This is a genomic window from Mucilaginibacter sp. P4_G9 (assembly GCF_056400985.1).
Genome location: NZ_JBFUKF010000106.1, coordinates 1 through 15,129 on the forward strand (window position 1 = coordinate 1; position 15,129 = coordinate 15,129).

Below are 15,129 nucleotides of genomic sequence, written 5' to 3' on the forward strand. Positions count from 1 at the left end.
TTCCATACCATCGCCCTATACCATCAAAAACAGGCAGTTGGTTATCAAGTGGACTTATTGGTGCAATTTATAAATCGGTAACGTGTTACCGGGAACAAGATTCAGGTTGAACAYATTACTGTCGAACTCAATCAAACACCCATTACTCGCCCTTTTGGCACAGCATCGAAAAATAAATGGTTTCGCCGCTGTTAAACTTATTATAAATATTTGACCCGGGAACGCCTACGAAATCATTAATGGGTTTACGAAAGGGTTTAATCACATTTTTTTTGATCATGGCTTCCTTATAAGGTGCGCTCAGTTCCATGGCCAGCAGCACATTGGGTGTAATATCCTGTTCGGTTATAACTTTCAATCCACATTCAGTTAGCTGGGCCGGTCGTTTTGGATAATGTACGCGGCCCATAAAATCGGCATATAAAAAAAATCCCCCAGGCTTAAGTGTACGCGCCAYTTCTTTAAAGAAATTGCCGCGATTACCATAGCAGTGCGATGATTCCAGGTTAACAATGATATCAAAACTATTATTATCAAATGGTAAACTTTCTGCATTGCCGGCTATAAAATTTAAATTAGGCTGCTGATAGGTTTGTTTACAAAAGCTGATCACGTTTTCAGAAAAATCAAGCCCCGTTACCGTTTTAGCTCGATGGGCCAGCATCAGTTCGCAACCACCGCCACGGCCACAGCCAATTTCCAGAATGTTTTTACCGGTAAGTTGGGCCTTGCTGAATAAATGCTGGTAAAGGTTTTCACTTAGTGTATCAAAATCATCGGTTACTTTGCCCTGGGTATCCGCAAAACCATAATTCATATACTTCCAGTTGGTTAGTTTTTTAAACCTGCGGGCTACAAACTCATAAAATAGTTGCCAAAGCCGTAAACTCAATTTGGGCGAAAAATCAACCAGGTTTCGAAATAGTTTTGCGAGCATATAAATATTTTATGCTAAAGTAATGTATCATACTTTAGCAATAGTCATCAAATAAAATAAAAACATATGGCTTATATTATACTTGCACAGCCAGTAATCGGTTCCATTCGGGATGGCGTTTTAAAAATGCTGCTACATAAACACAAAGAGGCACCATTTTAAGGTGATTATTCTCTATATAATTAAATGTTTTTTCGACCAGGGCGGCAGCAATACCCATGCCTTCCATTTCTTCGGGTACTTCGGTATGAATCAGGTAGATCTTATCGCCTTTTAGTTTGTAATCAATAAACGCCCGATTGCCTTCAATAATTAATTCAAAATTATGTAAAGCTTCATTATTAATAAGTGGAATGTCCTGGTATCTCATGTGCTTATATTTTATAGTTGTTGGTAGCATGAATTTGAACTAACAGCTTTTGCTTTTTTATCTGTATCGAAACTAAATTAGTAACAAAATTTATAAAGCCACTTAGATACGGTATTTTTGTGCCGATGTTTCACAATCCATCAATAAAAATGATGGATATGCGTTTATAAAACTATTTATCGAAGGCAAGCAGCTGATATTAACTTAGTTGTTTAAATTTAAAAATTTCAATTAATTTTGAATTGTGCTTCTATTTTTATAAAATTACATGTAGGAACATCCCCTGGTTTCGGCTGATAATTTAAACTATTGTGAAGCAACTTAAACGCATCATACTTCAGGTTATGCTTTTACTATGCCTTACCGATGTGACAGCTCAGGTAAAGAAGTCCCGGTATTTGGCTAAACCTAAAAGAAAATCCGCGCCTGCTTTAAAGCAGGTTAATGGAACCCGCCAGTTTAACGAATTTTTGAAGCTCTTGGCCCAGGCCAATGTTAGCTTTACCTTTCCCAAAGGCTTTAGAGAGATCCCCGCCATAAATAATGAAGATTTTTCTTTTGACTACGCTATGGAAATTCCCGGTCAGGATTTTGAGATCTGGTTCCAGGTAAAATCATTAAAGCAAAACTGGCTTAGTTACGAGCGTAACCACGAGCAGGAAAACCCCGATTCGTCATACCTTAAAATGGGAAAAGCGCAAGCCGCGGCATTTACCGGCGAGATGGATAATTTTATACGCGCCATCCCTGCAAATGTACTGGCCCGTTACAGGGCAGATGCAGGAAAATCATACCTGCTTAATCTGCTTGACTTGCCCGAAACAAAGCATTACAAATACGCTCTGCTCATCACCCTGCAACGCAACCATACAGGTACCATCACGGCCGTATGTTTTACGAATGAAAAAGATCCGGAATTTTTCAGGAACATTGACAGGGCCAGTAACTGCCTCCAGTTTAAACCCAGGTAATATAATGTTAATAAGTTGACAGTTTTGAATGCTCAATTCAAGGCCGAAACTATATTTTTGCAGTTGGGTGCAATTTGCGCCTGTTTAAAAATTCTACATAATAAATGGCAGAACCAGTTAATTATAGCGAAGATAGTATCCGCTCACTCGATTGGAAAGAGCATATCCGTTTGCGCCCCGGCATGTATATTGGTAAACTGGGCGATGGCTCGGCTTATGACGATGGGGTATATGTATTGCTTAAGGAGATCATTGATAACTCCATAGATGAATTTGTGATGGGATCGGGTCGCACTATTGAAGTTAATATGAGCGATCATAAAGTATCCGTACGCGACTATGGTAGGGGTATTCCTTTAGGTAAGGTGATTGATTGCGTGTCTAAAATAAATACAGGCGGTAAATATGATAGCAAGGCCTTCCAGAAATCGGTAGGTTTGAATGGTGTGGGTACTAAGGCGGTAAACGCTTTATCAAACAACTTCATTGTACAATCGTACCGCGACGGCCGAACCAAACTGGCCGAATTTGCAAAAGGCGAGCTGATTAGAGATGAGCCTGAAAAGGAAACCAGCCAACGCAATGGTACCGCTATCAACTTTATACCCGATGATACCATTTTTAGAAATTACCGCTTTATACCAGAATTTGTAGATAGCATGATCTGGAACTATGTGTTCCTTAATTCGGGCTTAACACTTAATTTTAATGGTCAAAAATATTTTTCGGAGCGCGGCCTTTATGATCTGCTGACAAAAAATACCGATGTAGAAACACTGCGCTATCCTATCATTCACCTAAAAGGCGAAGATATTGAAATAGCCATGACCCATGGGCAGCAATATGGCGAGGAGTATTACTCCTTTGTAAACGGCCAAAATACTACACAAGGCGGTACTCACCAGGCTGCCTTCCGCGAAGCTGTGGTGAAAACCATCCGCGAGTTTTATAAAAAGGAGTTTGATGCCTCAGATATCCGCGCCTCCATAGTTGCCGCTATAGCCATTAAAGTACAGGAGCCGGTGTTTGAGTCGCAAACAAAAACCAAACTCGGTTCGCAAAATATTGGTCCCGAAGGGCCGTCGGTACGTGGTTTTATTAACGATTTCCTGAAAAAGGAGCTGGATAATTACCTGCATAAAAATCCAGCTGCAGCCGATGCCTTGCTGAAACGGATCCTGCAATCAGAGCGTGAGCGTAAGGATATTGCCGGCATTAAAAAGCTGGCTAATGAGCGTGCTAAAAAAGCCTCGCTGCACAACCGTAAACTGCGCGATTGTAAACTGCATTTTGAAGATACCCACGAGCGCCGCCAGGATACAACCCTGTTCATTACCGAGGGAGACTCGGCCAGCGGATCCATCACCAAATCGCGCGATGTAATGACCCAGGCTGTATTCAGCTTAAAGGGTAAGCCGCTTAATTGCTACGGACTAACCAAAAAGGTAGTTTACGAAAACGAAGAATTTAACCTGCTGCAGCATGCCCTTAATATCGAGGATGGACTGGATGCGCTGCGTTACAACAATATAGTGATAGCTACTGATGCCGATGTGGATGGTATGCACATTCGTTTGCTGCTCATGACCTTCTTTTTACAGTTCTTCCCCGATCTGGTAAAGGCCGGGCATGTGTTCATTTTGCAAACTCCGTTATTCCGTGTGCGGAATAAAAAGGAAACCATTTATTGCTACAGCGATGAAGAACGCCGCAACGCGATAACCAAATTAGGAAACAAACCGGAGATAACCCGTTTTAAAGGTTTGGGTGAGATCTCGCCCGATGAGTTTGGCTTGTTTATAGGCAAAGATATCCGCCTTGATCCGGTGATTCTTAAAGATGCCAACATTAAAGGGCTGCTGGAATATTTTATGGGTAAAAACACACCAACCCGCCAGATGCACATTGTAAACAACCTGAGGGTTGAAAAAGATGACGAAAGCATTAATCCGCTGGTTGCCGAAGAGGCCGATGGGGTGGCATTGCCGGTTGCAGTGTAGTTTCTGAACCGGAATTTTTAGAATTAATGGATTCGCAGAATTCATGMTTATAAAATTCTGATAATTCTTTAATTCGATGAATTCAGGTTAAGACAAAATAATTCTGCTGAATCCTGCAAAATCCATTATCGTATTAAAATAATCTTTACCTTGTATCCCCCGTTCGTTAATGGAATGGGAGATAGTTTTTATATAAACATTTAAAAAGAACCTTTTCCTTTGGAGAGGGCAGGGTGAGGCCATGACTAAGCACGAAATAAAAATAGCTTTTGACGAATACGATTCGATAGAGCAATTGGATAAACCAGACTATGAGCTGTGCCTTGAGGCAGCTAAAGCTTTAAAAAATTCTCATTCGCCATACTCAAAATTCAGAGTAGGGGCTGCGTTACGCCTGCAAAGCGGCCGTATTATTTATGGCAGCAACCAGGAAAATGTGGCTTACCCTTCGGGCTTATGTGCCGAGCGGGTTGCGTTGTTTTATTGGGGAGCCAATCATCCTGATGACCCGGTAGAAAGTATGGCCGTAACAGCCCAAACAGATGAGTTCATGCTCACTAAGCCTGTTACATCATGTGGCTCATGCCTGCAGGTTTTAGCCGAAGTAGAAAAAAAACAAAACAAGCCCATCAAAATTATATTATATGCAGAGCAGGGGGCAGTTTGGGTAATTAAAGGTATCGAAAACCAGCTGCCATTTTTGTTTTATGAAGAAAGATTAACCACATAATCAATGAAAGTAAATAAACACAATTTTCATGAATTAAAGCCGATTTCACTAATTTGATGGTTTCCGTCAATGCCTGTAGCAGACGAACTCAAAGGATTCCAATTCATACCATTCGTACTAATTAAAATTCGTGTAATTCGAATCAATTCGGGTAATTAGTGTTTTTTTAAATAATAAAAAAGACCCCGCCTGGCGGGGCCTATACTTACTTACATTTTAAACACTAAACTAAAACTATCTTTATTTAAAAACGCTGTAAACGTTGGTGATTTTCCATCCTTTGCYGGTATTGGCTACGGTTACATAGTTGGTACGTACAAAACCATCAAACTGCATGTCAACCTTTACCACGGCCATGTCGCTGTTACTTTCCATTATTGTTGTGCTGGTGGTGCAATTTTGCTCGGTATTTTTATTCGCTTTTATCGATTCAATCATTTCACCTTTGGTAAAGCTTAATACGTTTTTACCACGCAATAAATTGAATTTAGCCGATTGGTCTACCACATCGCCAAGGCCTTGTACTTTACCACGGGTCATGGCATCTATGTAGGTATTAATAGCGAAGTTGCGGGTTAAGTTATCGCCTTCTGTGGTTACGTTTGCTTTTGCTACACCGCATACTATTACTAAAGCTAAGGCTGCGATTATTGATTTTAAGGTTTTCATATCATTGTTGTTTTTGAGGTTATTTATTTCTTAATTTATATCTATAAGACAGCAGCAGTATTCCATTCGTTACAGGAGAATCAAAGGATTTATACGATTTAACAAACATTTAACAATTGGTATTTTTTATTAAATATTTAGCAACAGAAATATCATAAACACATAATATGGTCGGCTTTAATACCATTATTTTGCAATTTGCTGAACAGGGCGAAAAAACGGGGTGGACCTATATTGAAATCCCGGCCGATATAGCCCAGGAAATGAAACCAGGGAATAAAAAATCTTTCAGGGTAAAGGGTAAGCTGGATAACCTGCAGGTTCGTGGTATGGCGTTGATGCCTATGGGTGAAGGCAATTTTATAATGGCCCTGAAGCGCGAGATCTGCAAATTGCTGCACAAAGGCCGGGGTGCCATGCTCAAAGTACAATTGGAACCCGACGACGACTTTAAATTTACCATACCTGCCGACCTGCTGGAATGCTTTGAATACGAACCCGAAGGTGAAGCTTTTTTTAACAGCCTGGCCGAAAGCCACCGCGGCTATTTTATAAAATGGATAGATAGCGCCAAAACCGACGCCACCCGCGCTAACCGTATTGCCAGTACCATAAACGCTATGGTAAGGCGAATGGATTACGCGATGATGCTGCGGGAATTGAAGCGGGCAAGGGAGTGAGGAAAGCTTATTTTCCCATCAGCAACTCCTCTATTAATTTGTCCGTCAACACGGTTCGTTCATTGTCAGTTTTCCATTTGCCATTATTGGAGGGAAAAGCATTCCGCGAATAGCCTGTTTGGTTTTTAAAATCAAATATGGCGTGGCAGTAGTTATTGATTAATAAGGAAGCAAACTGCCAGTCATCCGTCCATGCTATTTTAATATTACAGAGCCTGGCTTTATCGGTTACATCGGCAACATTATAAATATGCAGGGCATCAAGAATTTCCTGGCCGGGCATTTTTCCTATCGCGTAAAAATATCCTGTAGTTAAGTCATCTTCAAAAACAACGCCATGAGATTTTGCAGGCGTTACACTATCCAAAAACGTGTCCTCGCCAACAATAAATTCTTCTTCTACTTCTAAAATCATTAAATAAAAATGCTTAAAAATTCTTGGGGCATATAAACAGGCAATACAGCAATACTGTCTTTTTTTAGTTTTTTGTCCCGGGATATAAAATAGTTTAACTTGTGATGAATGGCCGTATAGTATTGAAGAGCATCTTCAATATCATCGATTTTAGAGTGCAAAGCAGATAGTACAACCTGGTGCGGAATATCAATAACTTCAACATCAACTAACAAAGTTAAAAGGATTTCTTTTGCTTTAACATTACCGTAGGCCTTATCAATCCAGTAACCTGCAATATGCAAAACCGATGATGTGATAAATGCTTGAACCTTGTTATTTACAACCAAGTTCATAACTTTTGCAGCCTCTTTGTAATGATCTTCACGTTTAAGGATAAAGTCGAGCAGTATGTTGGCATCCAGAAATATTTTAGATGCCATATTTTTTTGCCTGATTTTGGTAATAAAGTTCTTTTAAATCCGCATTTGGGTCAATATCTGGCGGAGCGAGTTGCTCAACCAGATCAACAATATTTTTTTGTTTTGGAACTTTGGTCAAATTTTTAAAATAGCCCTCCACTAACTCAGAAATACTGATGTGCTGTTTTTGGGCATATATTTTTGTCTTTTCCAGCAAACTCTTTTCTATCGTCAAATTAAGTCTTGTTTTCATAAAGTAAATATACGCATATTTTAAATAGGTGCGTATGGTGTCGAATTAAATATACCTGTTTATAGGGCGTTAATATCTTTTCAATAAATGGGTTTCATTTGGCGCGGTATTGGCTTCGCAAGTTTTATTGGGCTGGTTTTTAGTTTAATGCGAATGTTTTCACCTGTCTTTTTTAATCCCTGAAAATTTCTTTCCCAAAACATTTGCAATTATATAAGTACTTATATAAATTGCACTATGAATTTATATCAAAGCCTGGGTTATTTGGTATTGGGTAGTAGGTTAAGGCGATTGAGTGAAGCTTTTTTGGCCGAAATTAACCGTGCCTACCAAAATGAGGGGATCGATTTTGATGCCAGCTGGTTCCCGGTGTTTTATTTATTGTCGAAGAATGATGCTTTATCTATAAAGGAACTAAGCGAGCAGATCGAGGTTTCACACCCGGCGGCCAGTCAGCTTATTACCAATTTGAAAAACCGCGGACTGGTTACCAGTGCCACCTGTGCCGATGATGGCCGCAGGCAACTGGTAACTTTAACCGATAGCGGCCGTAAGTTATTAGCCCGGATCCTGCCTATGTGGGAGGCGATTAGTAAGGCTATGACCGAACTCATCGATAATGATCCATCATCGAAACAATTACTCCCAGCCATAACCGCGCTCGAAAAAACATTTCGATCGGTTAACCTTGCTGAACGTATTAGCGAAAAATTAGTAACCGAACTAAAATCCGYCAATCATGAATAGTACATTCAATTATGGCAGTAACCATTTAACTATCGGTATTTGCCTTGATCTTGCAGCCGGTAAAATCAAAGGTATTATTAATGCTGATGCCGATAAGGCTATCAGTGCCTCATGGGGCGAGGTAGCAAAAATTGTACATGCCCAAAAGCCGGTTTACGGGATCAATACAGGTTTTGGCCCGTTGTGTGATACACATATTTCTGAGGCTGATACCAGCCTGCTTCAAAGTAATATCCTCAAAAGCCATAGCGTTGGAGTAGGCAAACCCATCCCGCAGGAAATTGCTAAGCTGATGCTGATCACCAAAGTTCAGGCATTGGCCCAGGGTTTCTCTGGCGTGGCGCCCACAACATTAGATCGCATCATCTGGCATATCGATAATGATATTATCCCCATCGTTCCCGAAAAAGGTTCTGTAGGTGCTTCAGGCGATCTGGCTCCACTGGCGCACTTATTTTTACCATTAATTGGTTTGGGTGAGGTTTATGAGCAAGGCGAAAGAAAGCCCGCCGCGCAGGTATTAAAAAATTACAATTTGTCGTCATTGGTATTAGGCCCTAAAGAAGGGCTTGCATTAATTAATGGTACACAGTTTATATTAGCTTTTGCTATAAAAGCTGTGCAAAGGCTTGATGATGCATTGAACCGGGCCGACCTGATAGGTGCTATGTCATTAGAAGGCTTGATGGGGTCTACAAGGCCATTTGATTCACGTATCCATGCGCTCAGACCGTTCAAGGGTATCCAGATGGTGGCAAAACGCCTGTTTACTTTATTAAACGGATCAGAGATCAATACATCGCATTTAAATTGCAATAGGGTGCAGGATCCATACTCGTTACGTTGCATGCCACAGGTGCATGGAGCATCCCGTAATGCATGGCTTCATTTAAAAGAACTCACTGAAATTGAGCTGAACTCTGTTACCGATAATCCCGTTATTTTTAGTGCCGATGATACCATCAGCGGGGGCAATTTTCATGGGCAGCCATTAGCTCTGCCGCTTGATTATGCCACTGTTGCCGCTGCCGAACTGGGTAACATTGCAGATAGGCGTTGCTATCTCATGAGCGAAGGCCGTTACGGTTTACCCAAATTGCTCACCCATGATGCCGGGCTAAATTCGGGCCTAATGATACCCCAGTATACTACTGCCGCGCTGGTTACCGAAAATAAAACCCTGTGCTTCCCGGCCAGTGCCGATAGTGTGCCTACTTCATTGGGGCAGGAGGATCATGTATCCATGGGTTCCATCAGCGGACGTAAGCTGCATATGGTTATTGATAATATCGAATATATCCAGGCCATCGAATTGCTTTACGCGTCGCAGGCCATGGATTTCCGTAGGCCATTAAAATCGACGCCGGTTATAGAGGCACTTCATAAATACGTGAGGCAGCACGTGCCATTTATACAGGACGACCGTGTTTTCGCGGATGACATCAACCAGTTATATCAAATTATTACCGATGGTTCATTTTTGGCAACGGCCAATAATGCAGCCGTTAATAACCATATAAACCTCAGCCATGACGAGTTCGGAATTTATTAAAACCTACGCCAGCCACCCTGTGTATAAGGCACCGCGTGGCATGCAGCTGCACGCCAAAAGCTGGCAAACGGAGGCACCGTTAAGGATGTTGCTTAATAACCTTGATGGCCAGGTAGCCGAAAATCCCGATGAATTGGTGGTTTACGGCGGCATTGGCCAGGCGGCCCGTAACCCGGAGTCGCTGAGGAAAATCATTGAGCTGCTGCTGGAGCTGGATGAGCATCATTCGTTGTTGGTGCAGTCGGGCAAACCGGTAGGTATCATACGGAGTCACCCCGAAGCGCCACGTGTTTTGATAGCCAACAGTAACCTGGTGCCTGCATGGGCCACTTGGGAGCATTTTAACGAACTGCGCGCCAAGGGCTTGATGATGTACGGGCAAATGACCGCGGGCAGCTGGATCTATATAGGTACGCAAGGCATTTTACAGGGCACCTATGAAACATTTGTAGAGTGCGGCAATCAGCATTTTAATGGCGACCTTACGGGTAAACTCATTGTAAGCGCCGGTTTGGGCGGTATGGGCGGCGCGCAGCCATTGGCGGCAACTATGGCGGGTGGTGTTTTTTTAGGTGCAGATGTAGATGCAACCCGGATCCAGAAACGGGTGGATACCCAATACATCGATCGCATGACCTACTCCTACGAAGAAGCCATAGCCTGGGTAAAAGAAGCTATCAGCAAAAAAGAAACGTTATCTGTAGGGCTGGTAAGCGATGCCGGCGACCTGTTGGAAAGATTATTGAATGACAATATTATCCCCGATATTTTAACCGACCAGACATCGGCACATGATCCGCTGAATGGATATATTCCGAATGGTTTATCTTTAAATGAAGCAGCTGTTTTGCGAAAAAGCGATGCTGCTGAATATAAGCGCTTGTCGTTAAAAAGCATGGCCAGGCATGTTGGCTTTATGCTCCATCTGCAAAAGAAAGGCGCCGTAACTTTTGATTACGGCAATAACCTGCGCGAGTTTGCCAAACAAGGCGGCGAGCAGGATGCATTTAACTTTCCGGGTTTTACACCGGCTTATATCCGTCCCTTGTTTTGTGAGGGTAAAGGGCCGTTCAGGTGGGTGGCTTTATCGGGTGATCCGGAAGATATTTACACAACCGACAGGGCCTTGATGGAAGCATTCCCCGAAAATAAACCACTGCTTACCTGGCTCAAAAAGGCACAGGAAAAGATATCGTTCCAGGGATTACCCGCTCGCATTTGCTGGCTGGGCATGGGCGAGCGTGAAAAAGCCGGGCTGATATTTAACGACCTGGTTGCAAGCGGCAAAGTAAAAGGCCCGATAGTAATAGGCCGTGATCATTTGGATTGCGGCTCTGTAGCATCCCCTAACCGCGAAACCGAATCGATGAAGGATGGATCGGATGCCGTATCCGACTGGCCGCTACTCAACCTGATGGCCAATGCATCGGGTGGTGCCACCTGGATCTCGTTTCACCACGGCGGTGGGGTAGGTATGGGCTACTCGCAACATGCCGGCATGGTAGTACTGGCTGATGGTACCGAACGCGCCGCCACCTGCTTAAAACGTGTTTTATATAATGATCCTGCTTTGGGAATCTTCCGCCACGCCGATGCGGGGTATGATAAAGCAGAGGAATGGGCAGAAAAGTTTGGGTTGAAGGTATGGTAGGAAGCCGAAAGCTTAAGGCCAAAGGCTTAAAGCTTTTATAAAACTCGTCATTGCTGTGTACCTACCTATGGCAAGTTGGAGAATCCCAGACTTACGAAGTCTTCAATACTTCGTAAGTCTTTCGCCGATTTGTCATTTATCCTTCAGAGTCCGGGGATTTTAGCTCTCAATGACGAGTACAATAGACGAAACAAGCTAATATGAAAAAACTAATTGGTCCGTTCATGCAAATACTTCCTTTAACAGGGCTGCCATTAAAGGGTGCTTTAAAGGACGAGCAATTGCACATCATTCAGCAAGGAGGTGTATTGGTTGAGGATGGACTGATCATAACTGTTGATGATTTCAATAAACTGAGGTTAAACTATCCATCGGCACAAATAGAAGAAATTACGGGGCCTTACGTGTTACTTCCTGGCTTCATTGACTGCCATACGCACATTTGTTTCGCCGGGAGCCGGGCAAAAGACTACGCCATGCGTAACAGTGGTAAAACCTATTTGGAAATAGCGCAATCGGGCGGAGGCATCTGGGATTCGGTTACCCAAACCCGCGCGGCTGATGACGCTACACTAACGGCGCTGCTGGTAAAACGGGTACAACGCCATTTAGCCGAAGGAGTGACCACCATCGAGGTTAAAACAGGCTACGGCCTAAGTATTGATGCGGAATTAAAACAGTTACGGGCGATAAAAGCCGCAGCCGATAAAACCAATGCAAGCCTCATATCCACATGCCTCGCGGCGCATATGTTACCTAAGGATTTTAAAGGTAATCACCAGGATTATTTAAACCATGTTTTACATGATCTGCTGCCTGTTATAAAACAACAAGGTTTAAGTAACCGGGTTGATATTTTTATAGAGCAAAGCGCGTTTAACACAAGCGATGCATTAAACTACCTGGCTAAAGCCAAACAAATGGGGTTTGAGCTAACTGTTCACGCAGACCAATTTACAACAGGTGGCAGCGAAGCAGCTGTCAAAGCACGTGCAGCTTCGGCCGATCATTTAGAGGCCAGCAGCGATTATGAGATAAAATTATTGGCTAACTCTGAGACCGTAGCTGTAACTTTGCCCGGCGCGTCGCTGGGTTTGGGGATGCCTTATGCGCCTGCCCGAAAGCTGTTAAATGCCGGTGCCTGCCTTGCTATAGCCAGCGACTGGAATCCCGGCTCGGCGCCAATGGGCGATTTGTTGATGCAGGCCGCCGTTATGGCTGCTGCTGAAAAGCTTTGTACTGCCGAGGTTTTTGCAGGACTAACCGCCCGTGCAGCGCAGGCCCTAAAACTAAACGACCGTGGTATTTTAAGCAAAGGTAAACTTGCCGATATGCAGGCTTACCCATGCGATGATTACCGGGAAATATTATACCAGCAAGGGAAACTGAAGCCAACCCATGTTTGGCCGTCTGATTTATTTTGATTTGGTTGATCTTAAGAAAGTGATAAGACCAACGACTAACAACAAATGACTAATGACAAAACTAATAGAATGCGTGCCCAATTTTAGCGAAGGCATAAACCTTGATATCATTAAACAGATCACCAATGAGGTGGAATCGGTTGATGGGGTGAGACTACTGAACGTCGATCCCGGTAAAGCCACCAACCGTACAGTGGTAACGTTTGTTGGTGAACCTTCAAAAGTGATTGAAGCTGCATTCCGCGCTATTAAAAAAGCCGGTGAGCTGATTGACATGAGCAAGCAAAAAGGCGAACATCCAAGAATGGGCGCTACGGATGTTTGTCCGTTGATACCGATCGGTAATATCAGCATGGAGGAGACTGCGGAGTACGCCAGGCAACTGGCAAAACGGATAGGTGAGGAGTTGCAGATCCCGGTTTATTTGTATGAAAATGCACAATCCAATAAAAGCCGGAGTAACCTGTCGGTAATAAGGGCAGGGGAGTATGAGGGCTTTTTCAAGAAGATAAAACTGCCAGGATGGGCACCCGATTTTGGTCCGGCAGAGAATGATGTTCAGCGTGGTGCAACAGTGATAGGCGCCCGCGATTTCCTGGTGGCTTATAATGTAAACCTCAATACTACGTCAACCCGCAGGGCAAACGCCATTGCTTTTGATGTACGCGAGGCCGGCCGTGTTTTGCGCGAGGGTGACCCGATTACCGGTAAAATTATAACGGATGAGAACGGTAGGCCTAAATCTGTCCCCGGCTCATTAAAAGCGGTAAAAGCTATTGGCTGGTATATAGAAGAATATGGTATAGCGCAGATCTCCATGAATCTCACTAATATTGAAGAAACCCCTGTACATAAAGCTTTCGACGAGGTATGCACCAAAGCCAATGAGCGCGGTATCCGCGTTACGGGCAGCGAACTGGTGGGTTTGATTCCGTTAAAAGCTATGCTGGATGCCGGTAAGTACTTCCTGCGCAAGCAACAACGTTCTGTTGGGGTAAGCGAAAAGGAACTGATCAGGATCGCCATAAAATCAATGGGGCTGGATGAGCTTGGTCCGTTTATTCCCGGAGAACGCATTATTGAATATCTATTGAAAGATAAGGCTGATAGCAAGCTCATTAGTATGAGCCTCAGTGATTTTGCCGATGAAACTGCCAGCGAAAGCCCTGCTCCGGGTGGAGGTTCTATCTCTGCTTATGTAGGATCTTTAGGCGCTTCTTTGGCTGGGATGGTAGCCAACCTCAGTTCACACAAAAAAGGCTGGGATAGTCGCTGGATGGAATTTAGCGACTGGGCAGAAAAAGCCCAGCAATACAAAAAGGAGCTGTTGGGTTTGGTCGACCTGGATACCGCGGCCTTTAATAAGATCATGGAATCATTCGGCCTGCCCAAATCAACCGATGAGGAAAAGGCAGCAAGGGATCAGATGATCCAGGAGGCCACCAGGTACGCTATCGAGATTCCTTTTAAAGTGATGCAGGCAGTGTTGAACAGTATGGAAGTAATAAAAGCAATGGTGCTGACAGGTAATCCTAATTCCATAACCGATGCAGGTGTGGCGGCACTTTGTGCGCGTACGGCGGTATTGGGTGCTTTCATGAACGTAAAGATCAACGCTTCGGGTTATAAGGATAAAGATTATGTGGTAGATATAATTTACCGGGGCAAGGAGATTGAACGCGAGGCGATTGCGCTGGAAGCCGAGATCATCGAATTGGTGAATGGGAAGATAGGGTTATAGCATCTGTGCTATATTAGCCGCCTGGGTGTTCCATCGGAACGGTGGAACATTGTAGAACGGGCCGAACGCTATTTGTGCTGATAGTCAATACTTTAAGCTTTGTTAAAAACATGGGGTGGAACGCCATTTGTGCTTGTAGTCAAGTACTTAGCGTTTTGAGTTGTAAGTGAATATTCTGGTGATAGCGCTCATTTTTGGAGAGAAAACTATTCGGCCAACTGGTATTCTTTGATCAATGCCGAGGCAGGGATGTGTAGTAATTCGCTAAACTTCCTGATCATTGTTAAAGACAAGGTCTGTTTATAATTTAAAACTTTACTAACTGTGCCCTTATCACCATATTCTTTTGCCAGGTCTGAGGATTTATAGCCGAAATCCTCCATCCGGATTTTTATTAATTCGATAGGATCTACTTCTGGTAAATCGCTATGTGCTTTTTCATACTCAGAAATAAGTAGGACAAGCAGTTGTTTTTCTTTATGTTCCTCAGAATCTTTTGGTGAACGCTTAACCTTTTCATAACGGTCAACGGCCTGGTTGTATTCTTCTTCAGTTTCTATTATGAACCACTGTGGTTTTGTCATGTTC

At 43.3% G+C, this 15,129-nt stretch carries 16 protein-coding genes; 9 read left to right on the top strand and 7 right to left on the bottom strand.

Annotated features, from left to right (window positions below):
• Positions 1 to 142 precede the first annotated feature (142 nt).
• Positions 143 to 937 (bottom strand): class I SAM-dependent methyltransferase, encoded by a 795-nt coding sequence (locus tag AC1DPZ_RS11465; protein ID WP_477403345.1) that lies wholly within the window; start codon positions 935 to 937, stop codon positions 143 to 145.
• Between the two features lie 76 nt (positions 938 to 1,013).
• Positions 1,014 to 1,307, bottom strand: coding sequence for a GNAT family N-acetyltransferase (locus tag AC1DPZ_RS11470; protein WP_477403347.1), 294 nt, complete (start codon positions 1,305 to 1,307; stop codon positions 1,014 to 1,016).
• Between the two features lie 311 nt (positions 1,308 to 1,618).
• On the opposite strand from AC1DPZ_RS11470, the gene AC1DPZ_RS11475 reads away from it, so the two are divergent.
• From AC1DPZ_RS11475 to AC1DPZ_RS11485, 3 genes are all read left to right on the top strand, one after another.
• Positions 1,619 to 2,278 carry a hypothetical protein gene (locus tag AC1DPZ_RS11475; protein ID WP_477403349.1) on the top strand — a complete coding sequence of 220 codons (660 nt, stop codon included), beginning with the start codon at positions 1,619 to 1,621 and terminating at the stop codon, positions 2,276 to 2,278.
• Positions 2,279 to 2,382: 104 nt separating this feature from the next.
• On the top strand, positions 2,383 to 4,278 hold the full coding sequence (locus AC1DPZ_RS11480) for a DNA topoisomerase IV subunit B (RefSeq protein WP_477403351.1): 1,896 nt from the start codon (positions 2,383 to 2,385) through the stop codon (positions 4,276 to 4,278).
• Positions 4,279 to 4,519: 241 nt separating this feature from the next.
• Entirely contained in the window at positions 4,520 to 5,008 is a 489-nt protein-coding gene (locus AC1DPZ_RS11485; RefSeq protein ID WP_477403353.1) for a cytidine deaminase, read from the top strand.
• A gap of 240 nt (positions 5,009 to 5,248) precedes the next feature.
• Here AC1DPZ_RS11485 and AC1DPZ_RS11490 read toward each other — a convergent pair whose 3' ends face one another.
• Entirely contained in the window at positions 5,249 to 5,677 is a 429-nt protein-coding gene (locus AC1DPZ_RS11490; RefSeq protein WP_477403355.1) for a nuclear transport factor 2 family protein, read from the bottom strand.
• A 167-nt stretch (positions 5,678 to 5,844) separates the two neighbouring features.
• Here AC1DPZ_RS11490 and AC1DPZ_RS11495 point away from each other — a divergent pair, with 167 nt between their 5' ends.
• A complete protein-coding gene (locus AC1DPZ_RS11495; protein WP_477403357.1) occupies positions 5,845 to 6,357 on the top strand; it encodes a YdeI/OmpD-associated family protein in 513 nt (170 codons plus the stop codon).
• Between the two features lie 7 nt (positions 6,358 to 6,364).
• Here the strand turns inward: AC1DPZ_RS11495 and AC1DPZ_RS11500 are convergent, their stop codons facing one another.
• Genes AC1DPZ_RS11500 through AC1DPZ_RS11510 form a run of 3 tightly spaced genes read right to left on the bottom strand, consistent with a single transcriptional unit; the run spans position 6,365 to position 7,426 of the window.
• The gene (locus tag AC1DPZ_RS11500) at positions 6,365 to 6,772 is read right to left on the bottom strand and encodes a DUF2251 domain-containing protein (protein ID WP_477403359.1); all 408 of its coding nucleotides are present in this window, start codon (positions 6,770 to 6,772) and stop codon (positions 6,365 to 6,367) included.
• A complete protein-coding gene (locus AC1DPZ_RS11505) occupies positions 6,772 to 7,194 on the bottom strand; it encodes a type II toxin-antitoxin system VapC family toxin (RefSeq protein ID WP_477403361.1) in 423 nt (140 codons plus the stop codon). The genes AC1DPZ_RS11500 and AC1DPZ_RS11505 overlap by 1 nt, the downstream gene beginning before the upstream one ends.
• Positions 7,184 to 7,426: a DUF6364 family protein gene (locus AC1DPZ_RS11510; protein WP_477403363.1), complete on the bottom strand. Its 243-nt coding sequence runs from the start codon at positions 7,424 to 7,426 to the stop codon at positions 7,184 to 7,186. Before AC1DPZ_RS11510 ends, AC1DPZ_RS11505 begins: the two co-directional genes overlap by 11 nt.
• 237 nt (positions 7,427 to 7,663) lie before the next feature.
• Here AC1DPZ_RS11510 and AC1DPZ_RS11515 point away from each other — a divergent pair, with 237 nt between their 5' ends.
• The 5 genes from AC1DPZ_RS11515 (at position 7,664) to ftcD (ending at position 14,541) form a co-directional block, all read left to right on the top strand.
• Entirely contained in the window at positions 7,664 to 8,173 is a 510-nt protein-coding gene (locus AC1DPZ_RS11515; protein ID WP_477403365.1) for a MarR family winged helix-turn-helix transcriptional regulator, read from the top strand.
• Positions 8,166 to 9,725 (top strand): histidine ammonia-lyase, encoded by a 1,560-nt coding sequence (gene hutH / locus AC1DPZ_RS11520; RefSeq protein ID WP_477403367.1) that lies wholly within the window; start codon positions 8,166 to 8,168, stop codon positions 9,723 to 9,725. Before AC1DPZ_RS11515 ends, hutH begins: the two co-directional genes overlap by 8 nt.
• Entirely contained in the window at positions 9,703 to 11,376 is a 1,674-nt protein-coding gene (hutU, locus tag AC1DPZ_RS11525; RefSeq protein WP_477403369.1) for a urocanate hydratase, read from the top strand. The genes hutH and hutU overlap by 23 nt, the downstream gene beginning before the upstream one ends.
• A gap of 200 nt (positions 11,377 to 11,576) precedes the next feature.
• A complete protein-coding gene (gene hutI / locus AC1DPZ_RS11530) occupies positions 11,577 to 12,800 on the top strand; it encodes an imidazolonepropionase (protein ID WP_477403371.1) in 1,224 nt (407 codons plus the stop codon).
• Between the two features lie 52 nt (positions 12,801 to 12,852).
• Entirely contained in the window at positions 12,853 to 14,541 is a 1,689-nt protein-coding gene (gene ftcD, locus AC1DPZ_RS11535; RefSeq protein WP_477403373.1) for a glutamate formimidoyltransferase, read from the top strand.
• Positions 14,542 to 14,747: 206 nt separating this feature from the next.
• Here ftcD and AC1DPZ_RS11540 read toward each other — a convergent pair.
• On the bottom strand, positions 14,748 to 15,129 hold a 382-nt coding region (locus AC1DPZ_RS11540; protein ID WP_477403375.1), incomplete at its 5' end, for a helix-turn-helix domain-containing protein.

Excerpts from the sequence above, each read along its gene's own strand:
- AC1DPZ_RS11470 (WP_477403347.1), bottom strand. The coding sequence starts at position 1,307 with ATGAGATACCAGGACATTCCACTTATTAATAATGAAGCTTTACATAAT.
- AC1DPZ_RS11480 (WP_477403351.1), top strand. The coding sequence starts at position 2,383 with ATGGCAGAACCAGTTAATTATAGCGAAGATAGTATCCGCTCACTCGAT.
- AC1DPZ_RS11485 (WP_477403353.1), top strand. The coding sequence starts at position 4,520 with ATGACTAAGCACGAAATAAAAATAGCTTTTGACGAATACGATTCGATA.
- AC1DPZ_RS11495 (WP_477403357.1), top strand. The coding sequence starts at position 5,845 with ATGGTCGGCTTTAATACCATTATTTTGCAATTTGCTGAACAGGGCGAA.
- AC1DPZ_RS11500 (WP_477403359.1), bottom strand. The coding sequence starts at position 6,772 with ATGATTTTAGAAGTAGAAGAAGAATTTATTGTTGGCGAGGACACGTTT.
- AC1DPZ_RS11505 (WP_477403361.1), bottom strand. The coding sequence starts at position 7,194 with ATGGCATCTAAAATATTTCTGGATGCCAACATACTGCTCGACTTTATC.
- AC1DPZ_RS11510 (WP_477403363.1), bottom strand. The coding sequence starts at position 7,426 with ATGAAAACAAGACTTAATTTGACGATAGAAAAGAGTTTGCTGGAAAAG.
- hutH (WP_477403367.1), top strand. The coding sequence starts at position 8,166 with ATGAATAGTACATTCAATTATGGCAGTAACCATTTAACTATCGGTATT.
- hutU (WP_477403369.1), top strand. The coding sequence starts at position 9,703 with ATGACGAGTTCGGAATTTATTAAAACCTACGCCAGCCACCCTGTGTAT.
- hutI (WP_477403371.1), top strand. The coding sequence starts at position 11,577 with ATGAAAAAACTAATTGGTCCGTTCATGCAAATACTTCCTTTAACAGGG.
- ftcD (WP_477403373.1), top strand. The coding sequence starts at position 12,853 with ATGACAAAACTAATAGAATGCGTGCCCAATTTTAGCGAAGGCATAAAC.